The following is a 16,106-nucleotide window of genomic DNA, read 5'->3' as shown; positions in this document are numbered from 1 at the left end:
AGTGGGGAATCGGGCGAAGTGGGAAGGCTGGGCATGGTCATTTCATCAATTTGGTGAGCGACTGTTGCGGATGGCGGCAGCGCATCTCATGTGGGTGGTGTGCACGCTCATGGGAGGCATCGTCTTTGGAATCTATCCAGCGACAGCTGCTCTGCACGACGTACTTAGCGGCAAGTGGAGTGACCGTGGGCTTCCGTCCGCCTTCTGGCATGCTTTTCGCCACTACTTCTGGAGGAGCCAATGGCTTGGCGCAGGGACGGTGCTAACAGGGGCAATTCTGTGGGTCGATGTGGTGTTCTTCCTGCGCTTGGGCTCCCTGTGGGGGCTCTCGATTGCGGCCGTTTTTGCGGGGATCGGATTCTTGCATGCGGCTACCTCTTGCCACGCCTTTTCCCTGCTTGTTCGGGAGGATGCAGACGTAAAGAGGACGCTCAAGCAATCGTTTTGGCTGGTCGCGGCCTTTCCGTTGCATTCGCTCGTCACGATGGGAGGCTTGCTCCTTCTCATGATTCTCTTGCTGGCGATTCCTGTTTTGCCGATCTTGTTGGGAGCGAGTCTGCCCGTCTGGTGGATGAACGCCAGAATCAGTCGTCTGATGGAAAAGCGTGATCGTAAACGATCGACTAAGCAACCTCGAGGTGAGACATATGCAGTTTGATTTAGGAATCGTTCCTTTTAGCCGATACGGGTCGTATCTCGTACTCTCGCGACTGGGTAACGCCAAGCGAGCAGAAGGGCTGTATTTACGCAATATTCGTGGAGGTGACAACCACGATGGCGCGATTTTTCGAATCGAAATGGTAGCGGATGGTGTGGCGATTCCATTTGAGATGGAGGCTACGCCAACCTTGCTGCGTCTTTACGGAGATAAAGGCGAAGTGAAGCTATGCATGAGCGAGCCGCAGCTGGTGCAGGTACGTGGTCAAGGTGTTGGATTGCGACTGGTGCTGGAATCGACGGCAGCTGATTATGCGATTCAAGCAGGAGCCGGATGCTGGGAAATCAATCACTTTTCCACGGAAATTCGCTTGCGAGTGACTCCGCTTGCTGGAGCGCTGGTGGTCAACCCTACGAAGGCATCGCGTGAACAGCAAGTAAGCGTAACCTTTCATCCCGATGAGGAAACAGGTGTGCTGGAAGGCGTACTGGAAGAGTTCCACACCGTCTGGAAGGAGCGCAGCTACCCTGCCTTTGCCGATGGTTGGGAGCAGGTGAAAAAAGAGTACGACGATTGGCTGGAAAAGACACTCTCCGTGTCTGAGGAGCATCGCGAAAACTTGAACGAAGCACGAGAACTCGCGGCGTACATCACCTGGTCTTGTGTGGTGAGACCAGAAGGCTATCTGCCACGGTCTGCGATGTACATGTCCAAAAATTGGATGACGAATATCTGGAGCTGGGATCATTGCTTCAATGCGATGGCACTGACGCGAGCAAACCTGCCGCTGGCGTGGGATCAGCTCATGATCTTTATCGACAGGCAGGACGAAAGTGGTGTCTTCCCCGATTTTATCAATGATCGGTATGCGTTGTGGAATTGCTGCAAGCCTCCGATTCACGGCTGGACGCTGCGCTGGATGCTGGATCGGAACGACGCGATTACAAACGAGATGCTAGAAGAGGTGTACGAGCCGCTTTGTCGCTGGACCAATTGGTGGTTCCGTTACCGCGATGATGATCAAGACGGGATTCCGCAGTATAATCACGGCTATGACTGCGGCTGGGACAACAGCACAATTTTCCTCGATGGGGCGCCAATCGAAAGCCCGGACCTGCCTGCGTATTTGATTCTGCAAATGGATGTGCTGGCGGATTTGGCGAAGAGACTGGGACGTCATGAAGAGGCAGCGAGGTGGCTGGAAAAGGCCGAAATGACGCTGCAACGGCTCATGGAGAAGCATTGGAACGGAGAAAACTTTTTCGCGACCCACTCTGGAAGCGATCAGCCTACCCAAGGAGACAGCTTGATTCGCTATATGCCTCTGGTGCTTGGCGAAAAGCTGCCGCAGGACATCCGGGCCAAGCTGATTGCGGGCTTGCAGGAGCGGTTTTTGACCGAGAATGGACTGGCTACAGAGAGTCCAACCAGCTCGTTCTACCGCGCCGATGGCTATTGGCTAGGCCCGATCTGGGCACCGGTGACGATGTTGTTGGTAGATGGATTACGGAGAGCAGGCGAAGTTGCATTTTCTCAGGAGATTGCCAGACGTTTTTGCCGAATGGCAGCCCGCAGTGGCATGGCGGAAAATTTCGATGCACTGACAGGTGATGGACTGAGGGACCGGGCCTTTACGTGGACGTCCAGCGTGTTTTTGATGCTGGGGCATGAGTATGTGTAAGGTAGTTTCATAGAAAAAACAAGCGGGCATGATGGATGAAAAATCGCATCATGCCCGTTACTTGTCTACAGCACTTTACTGAGAAACGCCTTGGTTCTCTCATGCTGAGGATTGTCAAAAATCTCGGCAGGCTTGCCTTCCTCTACAATATATCCGCCATCCATGAAAATCACGCGATCGGCTACTTCACGAGCAAATCCCATCTCATGCGTGACCACGACCATCGTCATTCCTTCTTTGGCCAAATCTTTCATCACCTGAAGAACTTCCCCTACCATTTCCGGGTCGAGTGCAGAGGTAGGCTCGTCAAACAGCATGATATGAGGGTCCATGGCGAGCGCACGGGTAATGGCTACGCGCTGTTGCTGACCGCCTGACAGCCGATCTGGATACACGTCTCGCTTGTCCGCCAAATCTACTTTTTTCAGCAATTCCAGCGCCTTTTGTTCATTTTGCTGACGCTCTGAATTTTTGATGTGCTTGGGTGCGAGCATAATGTTTTCCAATACAGTGAGATGCGGGAATAGATTGAACCGTTGAAACACCATGCCGACACGCTCTCGCAGCTTGTTAATGTCCACTTTGGGGGAAGTAACCTCCACACCCTCAATGGTGATTTTGCCCGATGTCACCTCTTCCAACTGGTTCAGGCAACGCAGAAACGTACTTTTTCCCGAGCCGGAGGGACCGATGACACAGACAACTTCGCGCTCTTCAATGGTAGTCGAGATGTCTTTTAAGACTTCCAACGAGCCAAAGCTCTTTTTCAAATTCTCTACATGAATCATTTCGCGAACCTCCTCTCAAGGGAACGAGATAGCAGACTGAGGATGTAAATCATCAGGAAATAGAAGACCGCTACTACTGCCCAAATTTCAAACGAGCGGAAGTTGCCAGAGATGATAATTTCACCACTGTTCATCAGTTCACGGATACCAATGACCGTTAAGAGCGAGGTGTCTTTTAACGTCACGATAAATTGGTTGACGAAAGCAGGAATCATGCGGCGAACAGCCTGGGGCAAGATAACTAGGCGCATAGCTTTTCCGTGCGTGAGTCCCAGGGAACGGGCTGCTTCCATCTGTCCTTTATCGATCGAGAGTATTCCACCACGAAAAATTTCCGCCAAGTAGGCTCCGGCATTGAGGCTGAGCGCAAGAATACCCGCAGTTGTCTCTGGAATTTTGATATCAAGGACAGGCGGCAATCCAAAATAAATAAAGAAGATTTGAACCAACAGCGGTGTGCCGCGGAGAAAGTCAACGTAAGCGGTTGCAATGCCGCGAAGCACTTTGGACCGGCTTGTACTCATCAAGCCAAAAAGCAATCCGATTAAGAGAGCAAAAAACAGGGAAATGACCGTTATTTTTAGCGTGACTACAGAGCCTTGGGCCAAGACAGGAAGCGCATCGACAATGACATCCCAACTACTGCTCATTTGGACAACTCCATTCTTTCTAAGGTGAAAAAAAGGCGCGTCTCGCGCCTTTATTTTTTGGTGCTCAAGTAGGTGTTGATGATTTCATCGTATTTCCCGTTCTCTTTCAGCTTCTTCAGACCGGAGTTGAGTTTGTCTTGCAGCTCTTTGTTGCCTTTTAATACCGCGATGCCGTAGTGGTCACCATTGAGACGGTCGCCTACAATTTTTAGCTTGGAAGCAGGGTCTACCGTAATTTTATACGAGATAACCGGATAGTCTTCGATGGTCACATCAGCGTTGCCGTTCTGAACTTCTTGGAACATGGAAGGGCTATCGTCGAAGTATTTGACAGTCGCTCCGTATTTTTTCCCGAGCTCATCAGCAAAGGTCGCACCAGTCGTGCCTTTTTTGATGGCGATTGTTTTGCCAGCCAAATCTGCCTCTCCATTGATCGTTGTGTTGTCCTCACGTACGACCAGAGAAAGACCTGCTTGATAGTAAGGTTCAGAGAAATCTAAAATTTCTTTGCGCTTATCTGTGATGCTGATTCCTGCAATGGCTCCGTCCAATTGCTTCGCTTGAACAGCCGGAATGATTCCTTTGAAGTCCATTGGCTTAATTTCTACCTCAAAGCCCTCTTCTTTGGCGATGGCATTGATCAGGTCGATGTCAATTCCCACGTATTTTCCGTCTTTTACAAACTCAAAGGGTGGGTATGTTGCATCTGTACCAATAACGTACTTCTTGGCACCCGACTGCCCAGATGTTGTGGCAGCCTGATCAGTCCCACTGCCACATGCACTTACCGTGAGTGCCAACAAACCAGAAACAACAGCAAACATTAGTTTTTTCATAAATTACCCCCAAGTATATTTATGACAGATATGATATGGACATGAATATAGTAATATAGAAAAGTCGGTAAAGTCAAAACAAACTGAAAGTAATTATTATCCATAATTGTATGAACGATATCATGGTGAGATAACAGAAATGTTTTTTCATACCTGCTATAATGGTAGCAAATGTATAAAAGGGATGGGAAAAACGATGAAGCAGGTCACCATATTGATCGCCGACGATGAAGCGGAGATTGCTGAGCTCGTTGCCTTGCATGTGAAAAAAGAAGGTTACCACACAATTATCGCAGCGGATGGAAGGGAAGCACTCCAAGCTGTGCAGACGCATTCGATTGATTTGGCGATCCTCGATATTATGATGCCTGGGCTGGACGGCTATGAGGTAACCCGTCTCATACGTGAACAGCACAATATGCCGATTATCTTTTTGAGTGCCAAGACGTCCGATCTGGATAAAATTTCAGGATTGGTGATGGGCGCAGATGATTATATGACCAAGCCATTCAATCCAATGGAATTGGTCGCCCGTGTGAATGCCCAGCTGCGACGCTTTAAGCAGCTGAATCAACCAACAGTAGCAGTAGCGAGTAACAAGGTCTTAGAGGCAGGTGGACTTGTCATTTACCCTGAGCAGCGAACCGTGAACCTGTACGGAGAAACGATTGAGTTAACGCCGAAAGAGTTTGATATTCTCTACCTGCTGGCCAGCTATCCAAAGAAGGTGTTTAGTGCGGATAATATTTTCCAGCAGGTGTGGGGCGAGGCGTACTATGAAGGCTGCAATACAGTCATGGTGCACATTCGCACCTTGCGAAAGAAACTGGGAGAAGAAAAAACCAAGAACAAGTGGATCAAGACAGTCTGGGGAGTAGGGTATTCCTTTAATGGCTAAGATGATACGGAGCTTTCGGTTTCAAATAGTCAAGCTTCTGGGCCTAAGTCTGCTTCTAGCCGGTGCGGTTACCTATGTGATCTTTAAAACGCTACAGCTTTACTATCGAACACAGGTAAGGTTTGAAAGCTTGTTAACGCCGATTCGCTATTTTATGCGAGAAATAGGGGACATTTACTTCTTTCTGATTATTTTTGTTCCACTAGCCATACTGTTTTTCTTCTTGCTAACTAAACGGTATGCCACCTATTTTCAAGAGATTTCTAGAGGGATTCATCATCTTGCGAATGGTGACTTTACCAATCATGTTCAAATACCGTCGAACGATGAGTTTGGAGATATTGCCAAGGACATCAATCTGGCGGGTGAAAAATTGCAGGAAGCTGTACAAAGAGGAGACTTTGCCGAAAGCAGCAAGGATCAGTTGGTTTTGAACCTGGCGCATGACCTGCGGACGCCGCTGACTTCTGTTTTAGGGTATTTGGACATCATTTTGCGGGACGAGCAGTTGACGGTGGAACAGGCCCGACATTACACGAATATTGCTTTTACCAAATCGCAGCGTTTGGAAAAGCTGATCGATGAGCTCTTCGAAATTACGAGGATGAACTATGGCATGCTCACCATCCAACAGAATCTGATTGACCTGAGTGAATTACTCATGCAGTTAAACGAGGAGCTATATCCTTCCTTGGAGAAAAATCAGTTGGAAACCAGAATGAATGTGGCCTCACGTTTGACGATTCTCGGAGACGGAGAACTTCTGGCACGCGTTTTCGAGAATATCATGACCAATGCCATCCGGTATGGACAAGATGGCCAGTTTGTTGATATCAACGGTTTTTTGGATCGCGACGAGGTCGTTGTGCAGGTGATTAATTATGGCAACGAGATTCCCCCGGAAGATCTGCCGCATCTTTTTGAGATGTTTTACACGGGTGACAAGGCACGCACTCATCAAAACGGAGGCACAGGTCTTGGGTTATTTATCGCCAAAAATATTGTCGAGCGCCATGAAGGGACGATTTCTGCTCAGAGCAATTTGATCCGCACCGTTTTTGAAATACGCTTACCTCACGAATAAACGACCTCACTTTAAAAAAATTTAAGTTTTACCCCACTTTTTCTTTTAACAGTTTTCCTTATCCTGATCGGGTGACGAGCCAGGGTGGAACCTGCAACGGAGAAAGTGGGTTTTTTTTATTGGCCAAGGGTGATCGGAGCGTAAAAGTATTGGGGGAGGTAAGGGAATGAAAAAGCGTTTGTGGATCTGGCTGGGGGTAGGCGTGCTTGTGGCTGGGTTCGGCGGCTATGCGGCTTCTTCGGGAGAGAAGAAGAATGGCGTTCCTGTCACGTTATCAACGGTGATAACAGCCGATTTGGAAAGCACCATTTTGACGTCGGGCATGGTCATGGTACGAAATGAACATACCTTGTTCGCCAACTATGCAGGCGATCTGCGGAATTTCTCGATCAAAGAGGGAGACAAAGTGACGAAAGGGCAGGTGATCGGCAATATCGACATGTCCGATGTCAGCAATGAAATCATGGATATCGAGGCGCAAATCACCATTCAGGAAGCGAATATCGCAAGGCTCTCCAAAGGTGTGGAGCCTGAGGAAGTCACGAAAATGCAGGAGCAGCTTGCCCAGAATGAACGCGAGTACCAAACGGCATTAAAAGATTACCAACGAACACAATCGCTGTTCACTGCTGGCGTGTCTACTCAACAGGCTGTAGAGCAGGCGAAGCAAAAGCTGCAAACAGCGGAATCAAGCGTAAAGGTCGCAAAGCAAGATTTACTCTTGAAGCAAAAAGGGCCAGACAAGTCAGAGATTCGCTCCTACGAGGCGCAAATTCAAAAGCTGAATCTGGAAAAAGCGAAATATGAAAAGCAACGTGTGCAAAGCAGCATTGTTTCACCGATTGACGGGACGGTGCTCTCGATGAAGGTGAAAAAAGGGAAGTACCTGAGTAAGGGCGAGGAAATTCTCACGGTTGGAGATACCAATGATGTTATGGTCGAAGCAGGAGTCGGAGAATCTGATTTGCGTAAAATTAAAATCGGACAGGATGCGGTGGTCTCAGGCATTTCCTTAGGCGGAGAACAGTTGCAAGGTAAGGTGTCGCGCATATCTCCTATGGCTGTAACCAGCAAAGAGCGGGATGGAGAGAGTACGAGAGTGCCAGTCGCTGTCAATCTGAATGAGACGAGGGAGTATTTGAAGCCAGGTTTTCACGTGGATGTGAACATCGTCCTGCAAAAAGCAGCAAACGCCATGCAAGTCCCCGTTGAGGCAGTCGTGACGGACCAAGATGGATCTTCCTTTGTCTGGGTAGCGGAAAATGGCAAGGCCAGGAAGAAAAAAGTGACGACTGGGATTGAAAGTGAATTGTTTATCCAAATTGAAAGCGGATTGGATGGCAGTGAAGAATTGATAGCGAATCCGCCGGAAACCTTGCGAGAAAATGAAGTGGTCTTCCAAGCATCTCCCGAAGAGTTTGCGGGGTAAAGGAGGATACATATGCTGACCATTGAGGGGTTAACCAAACAGTACAAGACGGATGAGCTGGAATTGTTCGCTTTGCAAAATGTCAATATCCACGTAGCTCAAGGTGAATTCGTGGCGATCGTGGGACCTTCTGGTTCTGGAAAATCGACGTTTATGAACATGCTGGGTTGTCTGGATCGGCCAACCTCCGGCTCTTATGTCTTGGATGGAATTGATGTTACGCAGTTGAAGGATAGTGGGCTGGCGCAGGTACGCAATCAAAAAATCGGCTTTGTCTTTCAATCGTTTCATCTGTTGCCACGTGCTACTTCGCTGCGAAATGTAGAGCTGCCGATGATGTATGCGGGCGTCGGCATGACAGAACGCAAAAAAAGAGCGAAAGCGGCGTTGCAGCGTGTCGGACTCGGCCAGCGGATGGAACATAAACCGACGCAGCTGTCCGGCGGTCAAAGACAGCGTGTCGCCATTGCCAGAGCGCTGGTCAACCAGCCTGCGATTTTACTTGCTGACGAGCCGACGGGGAATCTGGACAGTCGTTCCAGCATCGAGATCATGGCAATTTTTCAGGAGCTGCATGCGCAAGGGGTAACGATTCTACTCGTCACGCACGAGGCTGATATCGCCCAGCATGCCGAACGCGTCATTACGTTTCGAGATGGTCATATCATCCGAGATGAGCGAGTGGAGAAGCGCTTGTTTGCTACTTCGTCCGAGGAGGTGATCCTCACGTGAATTTACTCGAAAGCTTTCGTACGGCTCTGGAAGGGATTGGGACAAATAAGCTACGTGCTACCTTGACGATGTCTGGGATCATCATCGGAATCATGTCTGTTATTGCTGTAATTACACTAGGAAACGGCAGTCAACAGGCCTATACCGATCAGTTGGAGAAGCTGGGTGCTACTAATTTCAGCGTTTATTTTGGGTGGGACCCTGGGCAAGGAAGCAAGCTTACTGATTTGACAGTGGAGGATGCTTATGCACTTCCCCAACAATCGCCCTACATTGAAGAGGCTGTGCCATTCGCCTCTTATTTTGGAACGATTCGTGGCCCGAAAAAGGGGAAGGACGTAAGTATACAAGGAACAAATGAGGATTTGTTAAAGGTTCAACCAAACTTGAAAATAGTTGCAGGCCGATATTTTACGACGAAGGAAGTAAGAGAGGGGAAGCCCGTTATCGTTTTGACCGAAAAGTTAGCGGCAGGGCTTTTCGGAGGTGAAGACCCGATTGGCAAGCGTTTGACTTACAATACAGCATCGGCCGTCGTTATTGGCGTGGTAAGGGAAGCCAAGCTGATGATTGACAATGGTCGATCCGAGGGTGCCTATTTGCCGATTACCTATCTACACAATTTGGACGGCTTGAAGATGGTTCATACGATAACCGTAAAAGCCAAGTCGAAGGAAACGCTGGAAGCAGCCAAGAGGCATACAGAGAAGTACTTAAACCGCAGGCACGATCGCGAAAACTACTACCAAATCGATAGTATCGAGAACGCACTAGGTGAGATGGATTCCTTTTCCGGCACGCTCACCACGATTTTTGGTGTCGCAGCTGGGATTGCGCTGTTTGTCGGTGGGATTGGCGTCATGAACATCATGCTCGTATCTGTCACGGAGCGGACGCGGGAAATTGGCATTCGCAAAGCGTTAGGGGCGCGTTACGGAGATATTATGCTGCAGTTTTTGATCGAATCGATGATCGTCTGCTTGATTGGTGGAACGATTGGTGTTCTGCTCGGCATCGGGACAGCCATGTTTGCCTCGCAATATGTCGATGTGCCGCCGCTATTATCGTGGGAAAGTATCGTAATCGCCTTCGGGTTTTCCAGTGCCATCGGTATTTTCTTTGGGCTCTACCCGGCTCACAAGGCAGCCAGACTCAATCCGATTGATGCGTTGCGATATGAGTGAGGAATGAAAAAGAAATGACTAGCAGATATCGCTGCTAGTCATTTTTCTAACGTATAGGAATTTATAAAATAAATTCCGGAGCGCATGGAAACTTTCCGCTAAAACGCGGTCGCTCCTCCTTGAAAAGGCCTCGATAGAGGTTTTCTTATTAGTCTCGAACCGATTGTAATGCCGTTGACCAACTAATCACTTGATTTAACATGTCGTTTACATGTGGGATATGCAATTCGGATGGTGTAAAGACTGTGTAATTTTCAAAATCAGTAAATAGATTGAAGGCAGGTTGTGTACGAACGTCGGCCACCTGCAATTCCCCCAGGATTCCACGTAAGTGCTCTGCTGCACGAGTTCCGCCTGACGAACCATAGCTGACGATACCAGCCGCTTTGTTGTACCATTCCTTGCGGGCGAGGTCGAGTGCGTTTTTTAATACCCCTGTGATGCTGTGGTTGTATTCGGCGGTAACGAATACGAATCCATCCAGGCTGGATAGCTTTGCCGCCCATGCGGCTACTTGTTGCTCACCACTCGGATCGCCAAAGAACGGTAAGTGAAAGTCCGCAATATCAACGATTTCATAGGCTGCATCTCCTCGTTGATCGGCAACTCCTTTGAGCCACGCACCTACTTGGGGACTGACTCGACCTGGGCGAGAGCTGCCCAGAATAATCCCGATTTTTAAGCTTGAAGTACTCATGGTTCGTTCCTCCTTATGCGGCTTAGTTTAATGGTAGTTCCTTGGATCAAACATTATGCTTAAAAAAATGCCGTAACTGTAAAGCTCAGTTGCGGCATCGGAGTCTTAGGAGTAATGAATCGAAAGAAAGTTCCAGTAAAATAAATAGCCAGTATACAGGATGGAGAGTACCGCTGCTGCGCCATTCGCTACCTTCCAGTGATCGTGCTCCTTGGCTGTTCCGATTCGCAGGAGCAAATAAGCGGCAATGGCCAACGAAACAATCGGCAGGGATGCGACAACCACTTGGTAGAAGGCCGGGTAGCCATAGACAAGCTCTGCGTTTGCATAAGTGAATTGAATGATAAAAAATAAGCTATGAAGCAGAGCCATAATCGGAACGATCTTCGAAATAGCGTGCGATTGATTGCGCCATTTGCGTAGCCCGAAACGAGCGATCCAGATGAGCGAAAGAAGGATGAACACGATTCCGGGAATCACATACAGAGCCAGTAGAACAGAGGGACTTTCGATGAAGGAGATACGAGGGAGCGAAAAGTTCATCGGTCCTGTCATATAAAATTTTCCTTGTTCCTCGTGAAAATATAGCTGTTCCTCACCGCCGATCTCTTGAAAGAAATAATCGTCTACCTGCACAAACTTTTTCTCAAGGGATTGCTGTCCTTCATTTTGGAACAAACCAGTCACGGATATCGTCTGCGCGTCCAATGCCTTCACTGTGTAGGTGTAGCTACTGAGTAGCCGAAGCCCTTTGCCCCAGCCATTCTCGGGCGTCAGGGTAAGCAGATATTGACCTTCCAGCTTTTTTAATTCGTCTATGGTTCCATCAACAGGAGTTAGGGTCTTGCGGACTTGCTCTGTCAGTAGCTTGTCGGTAAACGCATTCACGACCTTGCCGTGCAGCTCCAAGCCAGCATGCGTGGCGTTCACCGTAACAAAGATGCCGAGTGATTCTGAGGGAATCAGCACCATTTTCGAGGTAAAGCCATCAATCCCACCGTTTGCCCATAGGGTAGGAATGCCGTTTTTCGTCTCTCCTTTAAAAAAGCCGTAGCCGATCCCGTACATGCGTTTATGGGCCGCGAATTGTTGGGCATGCATAAGCTGGGCAGTTTCTGGTTTGAGCAGAGATGTGCCGTTATAGCTGCCGCCAGAAAGATGGGCGATCATATAGGGGGCGAAGTCGACGGGTGTCATATTAGCAGCACCACTCCCTGGGAAAATAATCCCCGAGTAAGGAATCGTTTGATAGCCGTTTCCGTCGTAATAATAGCTTTTAGCTAGATTGCTCCTGTCCTGCGGGAGATACAATTCGGCGGAATCCATACCTAGCGGGCGGAAGATATTCTCCCGCATATAGTCATGCAAAGATTGACCGGAAGCTTGTTCGATTACACTTCCTAACAATCCGGTGCCCGCATTACTGTATTGAAATTTGCTGCCTGGCGTGAAAATCGTCTCCTGCATCTGAAGTGTTTCATTTACGGTCTCGGTCGAGAATTCCGGTATCACACTCTGACGGTTGTCTCTTTTATAAATTTTTTCATCTATACCGGCTGTATGTGTGAGCAGGTGGTGGAGTGTGATTGGGCCGTAACGATTATTGGTAATTTTGTAGTCTTTTAGGACGGTATTCAAATCTTCGCGTAAGGAAAGTTTGCCTTTTTCCACGAGCTGCATCGCTGCAGTAGCGGTAAACGACTTGGTCACGGAACCGATTCGAAACACCGTACGCTCAGGATCAACGGGGATTTGCTGTTCGACGTCGGCAAAACCATAGCCCTTTCTATAAATGATGCGATCTCCCTGGGTAATGACAATGGCTGCGCCTGGGATATGCAAGTTGTTCATTTCATTTTTCATGAGGGGATCAACTACTTGTTCGATGGAAGGAGTAGTAAGCGGCGAGCGAGCATTGGCCACCGATAGAGGCTGTATCAGCATGAGGCAGGATACGAGCAGAACGGCAAACCATTTTCGTAGAGCAAATAATGTCATGTTCATCACCTTTCGCGTTTAGCGTCAGTCAATTGTTGTAAGGCCAGCGACAGGGATGAGTATAGGACGATGAATGTCACGGTGAGAAGTAACAGAATGTCATTGTTTATCGTGATAGTAGCTGGGCGTCATCTGATAATATAATGGGGGGAAAGTTTGGGTGTAGATGAGGTGTGCCAATTGCTTGCATTTGTTAAACGATGGTTATGGGTTGACTGGATGATCTTCACCATCCACTTTATGTGGGGGCTGACGATTTTTCTCGGCCTTGTCCGCAATCAAGATCAATTGCCTTATCCGCTAGTGATTACATTGATTGTTTCGCTCTTGGTGCTTTTCGTCCCCAGTTGTTTGCGTCGATACTCTCGTAACCTATATTTGCTCGCTGAGATTATTTTGAGTGGAGGCTTGTGCATTGCCTTGAATTTCTTTTTTGAAGGAGTAAGGTGGCAGTTTATCCCTATCGCTTTTCTCATCGGATATCACAGTGTGGATCGATCTTATCGCTGGACGGGACCATTGGCGATTTTGGCGATCCCGTTTCTTGTGAGGGAAGCAATTGGGTTTGATTTCGAGCCTATAGTCGTAAGCGATCTAATTGTGTATCATTTTGCGGCATATGCGCTTGGTTTTGCCTTTCAATTGCTTAGTCGTATGCACAAACAGAGCCTAGTTATTCAACACCAGAACCAGATATTGGAGCAATACACTTCCCGGGTGGAGGAAATCACGCTGCTGGAAGAACGAAACAAAATGTCCAAAGAGTTGCATGACACGATCGGACATACGATGACATCGCTCATTATGGGGATGGAGATGCTTCGGTCTAAAATACCAGATGCGGAGGCTAGTCGGCTGGACATGCTTTTGCAAATGGCTCGACAAGGTTTGGATGAGTCCAGAGGGATTTTCCACAAATGGGCTCATAATGGCTATGAATCTGCTACGACGATGGAGTCCGCCTTCGTTGAATTGATCGGGCAATTTCAGGTGGCTACAGGGGTGTCCGTCAAGCTACGTATGTACGGCGATGAGTATGCGTTGAGCCGTTCCTTGAAGCTGACTTTGTACCGCTGCTTGCAAGAAACACTGACCAATGCTGTGCGCCACGGAAAAGCAACACAAATTCAAGTGGGACTTTACTTTGAAGAAGTTCAGATTCGGTTGCAGGTCGAAGATAATGGGGAAGGAAATGGGACGATCGAATTCGGATTTGGTTTGCAATCGATGAAGGAAAGGCTGGAAGCACTTCAGGGACGATTATCGATCCATTGTATGGACGAAGGAGGTGTGACGGTCATTTGTAGTCTGCCAGCTATGCAGGCTGTACCAAGTGCAGGCATACGTATCCTAATCGTCGATGATCAGCCCATTGTGAGGGAAAGCTTGCAACTCGTTTTACAGAATCAGCAAGATTTGCAGGTGGTCGGGGTCGCAGAGAACGGCTTGATAGCACTGGACATGATTCCAAAAGAAATGCCCGACGTCGTTCTTTTGGACGTTCAAATGCCTGTCATGGACGGGGCGAAGACACTACAAGCGATACGTGAGCGGTGGCCGGATATGCGTGTCATTATGTTGACGACCTTCGAAGAAACAGCCCTTGCGACAGAAACGCTAGGGAGAGGCGCGAATGGCTACTTGTTAAAATCGGTTAGTCCGGTTGAGCTCGTAGAGGCGATACGAGTTGTTCATCAGGGTGAAGCGTTGATTAACCATAAGATTGCGGATGTCCTCTTTAAAGAAATGCGCTTGCAGCAAGAAGAGCTGAATGGACTTCGCCAAAAGCAAGGACGCGAGTGTCCCTATGGGTTGACGGAACGAGAAAGAGGCATATTGGCCTCGTTGGTAGAGGGACTTCGCATGAAAACAATCGCGGAGAAAATCTTTCTTTCTGAAGGAACGGTACGCAATTGCACCACAGTGATTTATGCAAAACTGGGTGTAAAGAATCGCGAAGAGGCCGTTAAAAAAGCACGGGACGAAGGTCTTGCTGGTTAGGTGGCCAGGTTTTCAGGTTAGATATGGTAGAATGGACAGTATCGAATGGAGGTTATATCAAAGATGAGTCAATTGCCAAATTGCCCAAAATGTCATTCAGAATACACGTACGAAGATGGAAGCTCCCTGGTATGCCCGGAATGCAGCCATGAGTGGACGTTGCAAGCAGACAGCGACAACGGTGAAGATAACAAGGTCATCAAGGATGCAAATGGAAACGTCTTGAATGATGGCGACACCGTAACCGTCATTAAAGACCTCAAAGTAAAAGGTACTTCATTGGTTGTGAAAATCGGGACAAAAGTAAAAAATATCCGTTTGATTGACGGAGACCATGATATCGACTGCAAAATCGATGGTTTTGGTCCAATGAAATTGAAATCAGAATTTGTGAAAAAGGTGTAAGCTGGGAATGTAACGGACAAGAAACAGCTGACTGCATGTTAGATGCAGTCAGCTGTTTTCGTAAAGGCAAAGTCTTGTTAGGTGAGACGGTGAATGGACCAGACGATGCCCTCGCCTCCTCCACCTAAGTTGAGGTTGATGGTCAATCCATTGGCAACATAGAACAAACCGAGTGTATCACCTGCATTGAGTTGAACGTCACCCGCGAGTGTGACGGTTCCTGCCCCCAGAATGGCTCTTAATGTGAGTACGAGCGCAACGTTTACGTTGAGAACAGGGAAATCGGCAATAATCAAATCCGTTGCGGTCGGAGTTATTCTTTGCACGACAAATGCGGGAGTAATTCCAGCGTCTAAGTTAACGGTAATGGCTGCGGTCGTTTCATAGTTAATGGTTGCCTTTATGGAGTAAGTTCCATTCGCTGGTACTGTGTAAGTGCCAGTTAGAGGGTTGAAACTTGGGCTGCCATAGTAGGGGCTGGCCGTTGACCAGTTAATTAATTGGGAAGATGCGCAAAGGGTCACAGTTGATAAGAAGCCAGAGAAGTTTTCAGCGGTGAAAGCAGGTCCAGTCGCGCCTGTTGCCCCGGTAGTCCCGGTGGCCCCAGTAGGTCCGGTAGCGCCAGTGTCTCCGGTAGGTCCGGTAGCACCAACGCCCGTCGCCCCCGTTATACCACCTGTGCTGTAGGATGGAACAGACAGGATGTTGTCCAGTTTCGATTGCAATAGCATTTCTTTTTTCGCAACGTCTTGCAAGGTTTGGCGTACGCTTGCATTCACCAAAAGGAGATCGCTTAACGAAGCAGGAACAGTCAGACCTGGTAATGTACCAATGGCATATTGCAATTTTTCTGCTTCTGCATTAATAATATGCCCGAGGCTGAGCTCTTCGATGGCGATGGAAGTAAGGAGAAGATTGATAGCATCGTCTCTCGTTATAGTAATGGTGGGAGTAATATTGGGAATATTGGCTTGCGACATGGCATTCATCCTTCCTGTTACATTCAAAAACTTCTCACTATGCTATGAGGCGTTATCTGTGCAGGTGCCTGACTGTATAGAAACA

The 16,106-nt window shown here is 48.3% G+C and carries 15 protein-coding genes; 9 read left to right on the top strand and 6 right to left on the bottom strand.

Translation table 11 applies throughout. From position 1 onward, the window contains the following. Position 1: 1 nt before the first annotated feature. Together C7R92_RS20870 and C7R92_RS20865 are read left to right on the top strand one after the other, a co-directional pair. Positions 2–658, top strand: a complete 657-nt coding sequence (locus C7R92_RS20870; protein ID WP_106835519.1) for a YesL family protein — start codon at positions 2–4, stop codon at positions 656–658. After that, on the top strand, positions 648–2,339 hold the full coding sequence (locus C7R92_RS20865; protein ID WP_106835518.1) for an amylo-alpha-1,6-glucosidase: 1,692 nt from the start codon (positions 648–650) through the stop codon (positions 2,337–2,339). Before C7R92_RS20870 ends, C7R92_RS20865 begins: the two co-directional genes overlap by 11 nt. A 65-nt stretch (positions 2,340–2,404) precedes the next feature. On the opposite strand, the gene C7R92_RS20860 is transcribed toward C7R92_RS20865, so the two are convergent. The 3 genes from C7R92_RS20860 to C7R92_RS20850 are packed head-to-tail and all read right to left on the bottom strand — an operon-like array spanning position 2,405 to position 4,613. Continuing rightward, on the bottom strand, positions 2,405–3,127 hold the full coding sequence (locus C7R92_RS20860; RefSeq protein WP_017246732.1) for an amino acid ABC transporter ATP-binding protein: 723 nt from the start codon (positions 3,125–3,127) through the stop codon (positions 2,405–2,407). After that, the gene (locus C7R92_RS20855; protein ID WP_017246731.1) at positions 3,124–3,777 is read right to left on the bottom strand and encodes an amino acid ABC transporter permease; all 654 of its coding nucleotides are present in this window, start codon (positions 3,775–3,777) and stop codon (positions 3,124–3,126) included. The genes C7R92_RS20860 and C7R92_RS20855 overlap by 4 nt, the downstream gene beginning before the upstream one ends. Before the next feature lie 50 nt (positions 3,778–3,827). Continuing rightward, positions 3,828–4,613 (bottom strand): transporter substrate-binding domain-containing protein, encoded by a 786-nt coding sequence (locus C7R92_RS20850; protein WP_106835517.1) that lies wholly within the window; start codon positions 4,611–4,613, stop codon positions 3,828–3,830. A 196-nt stretch (positions 4,614–4,809) separates the two neighbouring features. Between C7R92_RS20850 and C7R92_RS20845 the strand changes: the two genes are divergently transcribed. The 5 genes from C7R92_RS20845 (at position 4,810) to C7R92_RS20825 (ending at position 9,940) form a co-directional block, all read left to right on the top strand. After that, the gene (locus C7R92_RS20845; RefSeq protein ID WP_106835599.1) at positions 4,810–5,511 is read left to right on the top strand and encodes a response regulator transcription factor; all 702 of its coding nucleotides are present in this window, start codon (positions 4,810–4,812) and stop codon (positions 5,509–5,511) included. Further along, complete coding sequence (locus tag C7R92_RS20840) at positions 5,504–6,595, top strand: sensor histidine kinase (protein ID WP_106835516.1); 1,092 nt, start codon at positions 5,504–5,506, stop codon at positions 6,593–6,595. Before C7R92_RS20845 ends, C7R92_RS20840 begins: the two co-directional genes overlap by 8 nt. Before the next feature lie 166 nt (positions 6,596–6,761). After that, positions 6,762–8,024 (top strand): efflux RND transporter periplasmic adaptor subunit, encoded by a 1,263-nt coding sequence (locus C7R92_RS20835; protein ID WP_106835515.1) that lies wholly within the window; start codon positions 6,762–6,764, stop codon positions 8,022–8,024. A gap of 12 nt (positions 8,025–8,036) precedes the next feature. Further along, positions 8,037–8,756, top strand: a complete 720-nt coding sequence (locus C7R92_RS20830) for an ABC transporter ATP-binding protein (RefSeq protein WP_106835514.1) — start codon at positions 8,037–8,039, stop codon at positions 8,754–8,756. Beyond that, positions 8,753–9,940, top strand: coding sequence for an ABC transporter permease (locus C7R92_RS20825; RefSeq protein ID WP_106835513.1), 1,188 nt, complete (start codon positions 8,753–8,755; stop codon positions 9,938–9,940). The genes C7R92_RS20830 and C7R92_RS20825 overlap by 4 nt, the downstream gene beginning before the upstream one ends. A gap of 148 nt (positions 9,941–10,088) precedes the next feature. Here C7R92_RS20825 and C7R92_RS20820 read toward each other — a convergent pair whose 3' ends face one another. Beyond that, entirely contained in the window at positions 10,089–10,637 is a 549-nt protein-coding gene (locus C7R92_RS20820; RefSeq protein ID WP_069850025.1) for an NADPH-dependent FMN reductase, read from the bottom strand. Positions 10,638–10,742: 105 nt separating this feature from the next. Continuing rightward, a complete protein-coding gene (locus C7R92_RS20815; protein ID WP_106835512.1) occupies positions 10,743–12,635 on the bottom strand; it encodes a serine hydrolase domain-containing protein in 1,893 nt (630 codons plus the stop codon). Positions 12,636–12,791: 156 nt separating this feature from the next. On the opposite strand from C7R92_RS20815, the gene C7R92_RS20810 reads away from it, so the two are divergent. Beyond that, positions 12,792–14,636 carry a hybrid sensor histidine kinase/response regulator transcription factor gene (locus C7R92_RS20810; RefSeq protein ID WP_106835511.1) on the top strand — a complete coding sequence of 615 codons (1,845 nt, stop codon included), beginning with the start codon at positions 12,792–12,794 and terminating at the stop codon, positions 14,634–14,636. A 63-nt stretch (positions 14,637–14,699) separates the two neighbouring features. Beyond that, positions 14,700–15,041: a zinc ribbon domain-containing protein YjdM gene (locus C7R92_RS20805; protein WP_015893952.1), complete on the top strand. Its 342-nt coding sequence runs from the start codon at positions 14,700–14,702 to the stop codon at positions 15,039–15,041. Between the two features lie 77 nt (positions 15,042–15,118). On the opposite strand, the gene C7R92_RS31895 is transcribed toward C7R92_RS20805, so the two are convergent. Further along, on the bottom strand, positions 15,119–16,021 hold the full coding sequence (locus tag C7R92_RS31895) for an alpha-helical endospore appendage domain-containing protein (protein ID WP_146147623.1): 903 nt from the start codon (positions 16,019–16,021) through the stop codon (positions 15,119–15,121). Between the last annotated feature and the right edge of the window lie 85 nt (positions 16,022–16,106).

This window comes from Brevibacillus porteri, from assembly GCF_003013475.1.
GTDB classification, from domain to species: domain Bacteria; phylum Bacillota; class Bacilli; order Brevibacillales; family Brevibacillaceae; genus Brevibacillus; species Brevibacillus porteri.
This window is presented reverse-complemented; position numbering and strand designations above follow the sequence as displayed.

Coding starts and splice junctions, on each gene's coding strand:
- C7R92_RS20865 (WP_106835518.1), top strand. CDS start 648: ATGCAGTTTGATTTAGGAATCGTTCCTTTTAGCCGATACGGGTCGTAT.
- C7R92_RS20860 (WP_017246732.1), bottom strand. CDS start 3,127: ATGATTCATGTAGAGAATTTGAAAAAGAGCTTTGGCTCGTTGGAAGTC.
- C7R92_RS20855 (WP_017246731.1), bottom strand. CDS start 3,777: ATGAGCAGTAGTTGGGATGTCATTGTCGATGCGCTTCCTGTCTTGGCC.
- C7R92_RS20850 (WP_106835517.1), bottom strand. CDS start 4,613: ATGAAAAAACTAATGTTTGCTGTTGTTTCTGGTTTGTTGGCACTCACG.
- C7R92_RS20845 (WP_106835599.1), top strand. CDS start 4,810: ATGAAGCAGGTCACCATATTGATCGCCGACGATGAAGCGGAGATTGCT.
- C7R92_RS20840 (WP_106835516.1), top strand. CDS start 5,504: ATGGCTAAGATGATACGGAGCTTTCGGTTTCAAATAGTCAAGCTTCTG.
- C7R92_RS20835 (WP_106835515.1), top strand. CDS start 6,762: ATGAAAAAGCGTTTGTGGATCTGGCTGGGGGTAGGCGTGCTTGTGGCT.
- C7R92_RS20830 (WP_106835514.1), top strand. CDS start 8,037: ATGCTGACCATTGAGGGGTTAACCAAACAGTACAAGACGGATGAGCTG.
- C7R92_RS20820 (WP_069850025.1), bottom strand. CDS start 10,637: ATGAGTACTTCAAGCTTAAAAATCGGGATTATTCTGGGCAGCTCTCGC.
- C7R92_RS20815 (WP_106835512.1), bottom strand. CDS start 12,635: ATGACATTATTTGCTCTACGAAAATGGTTTGCCGTTCTGCTCGTATCC.
- C7R92_RS20805 (WP_015893952.1), top strand. CDS start 14,700: ATGAGTCAATTGCCAAATTGCCCAAAATGTCATTCAGAATACACGTAC.
- C7R92_RS31895 (WP_146147623.1), bottom strand. CDS start 16,021: ATGTCGCAAGCCAATATTCCCAATATTACTCCCACCATTACTATAACG.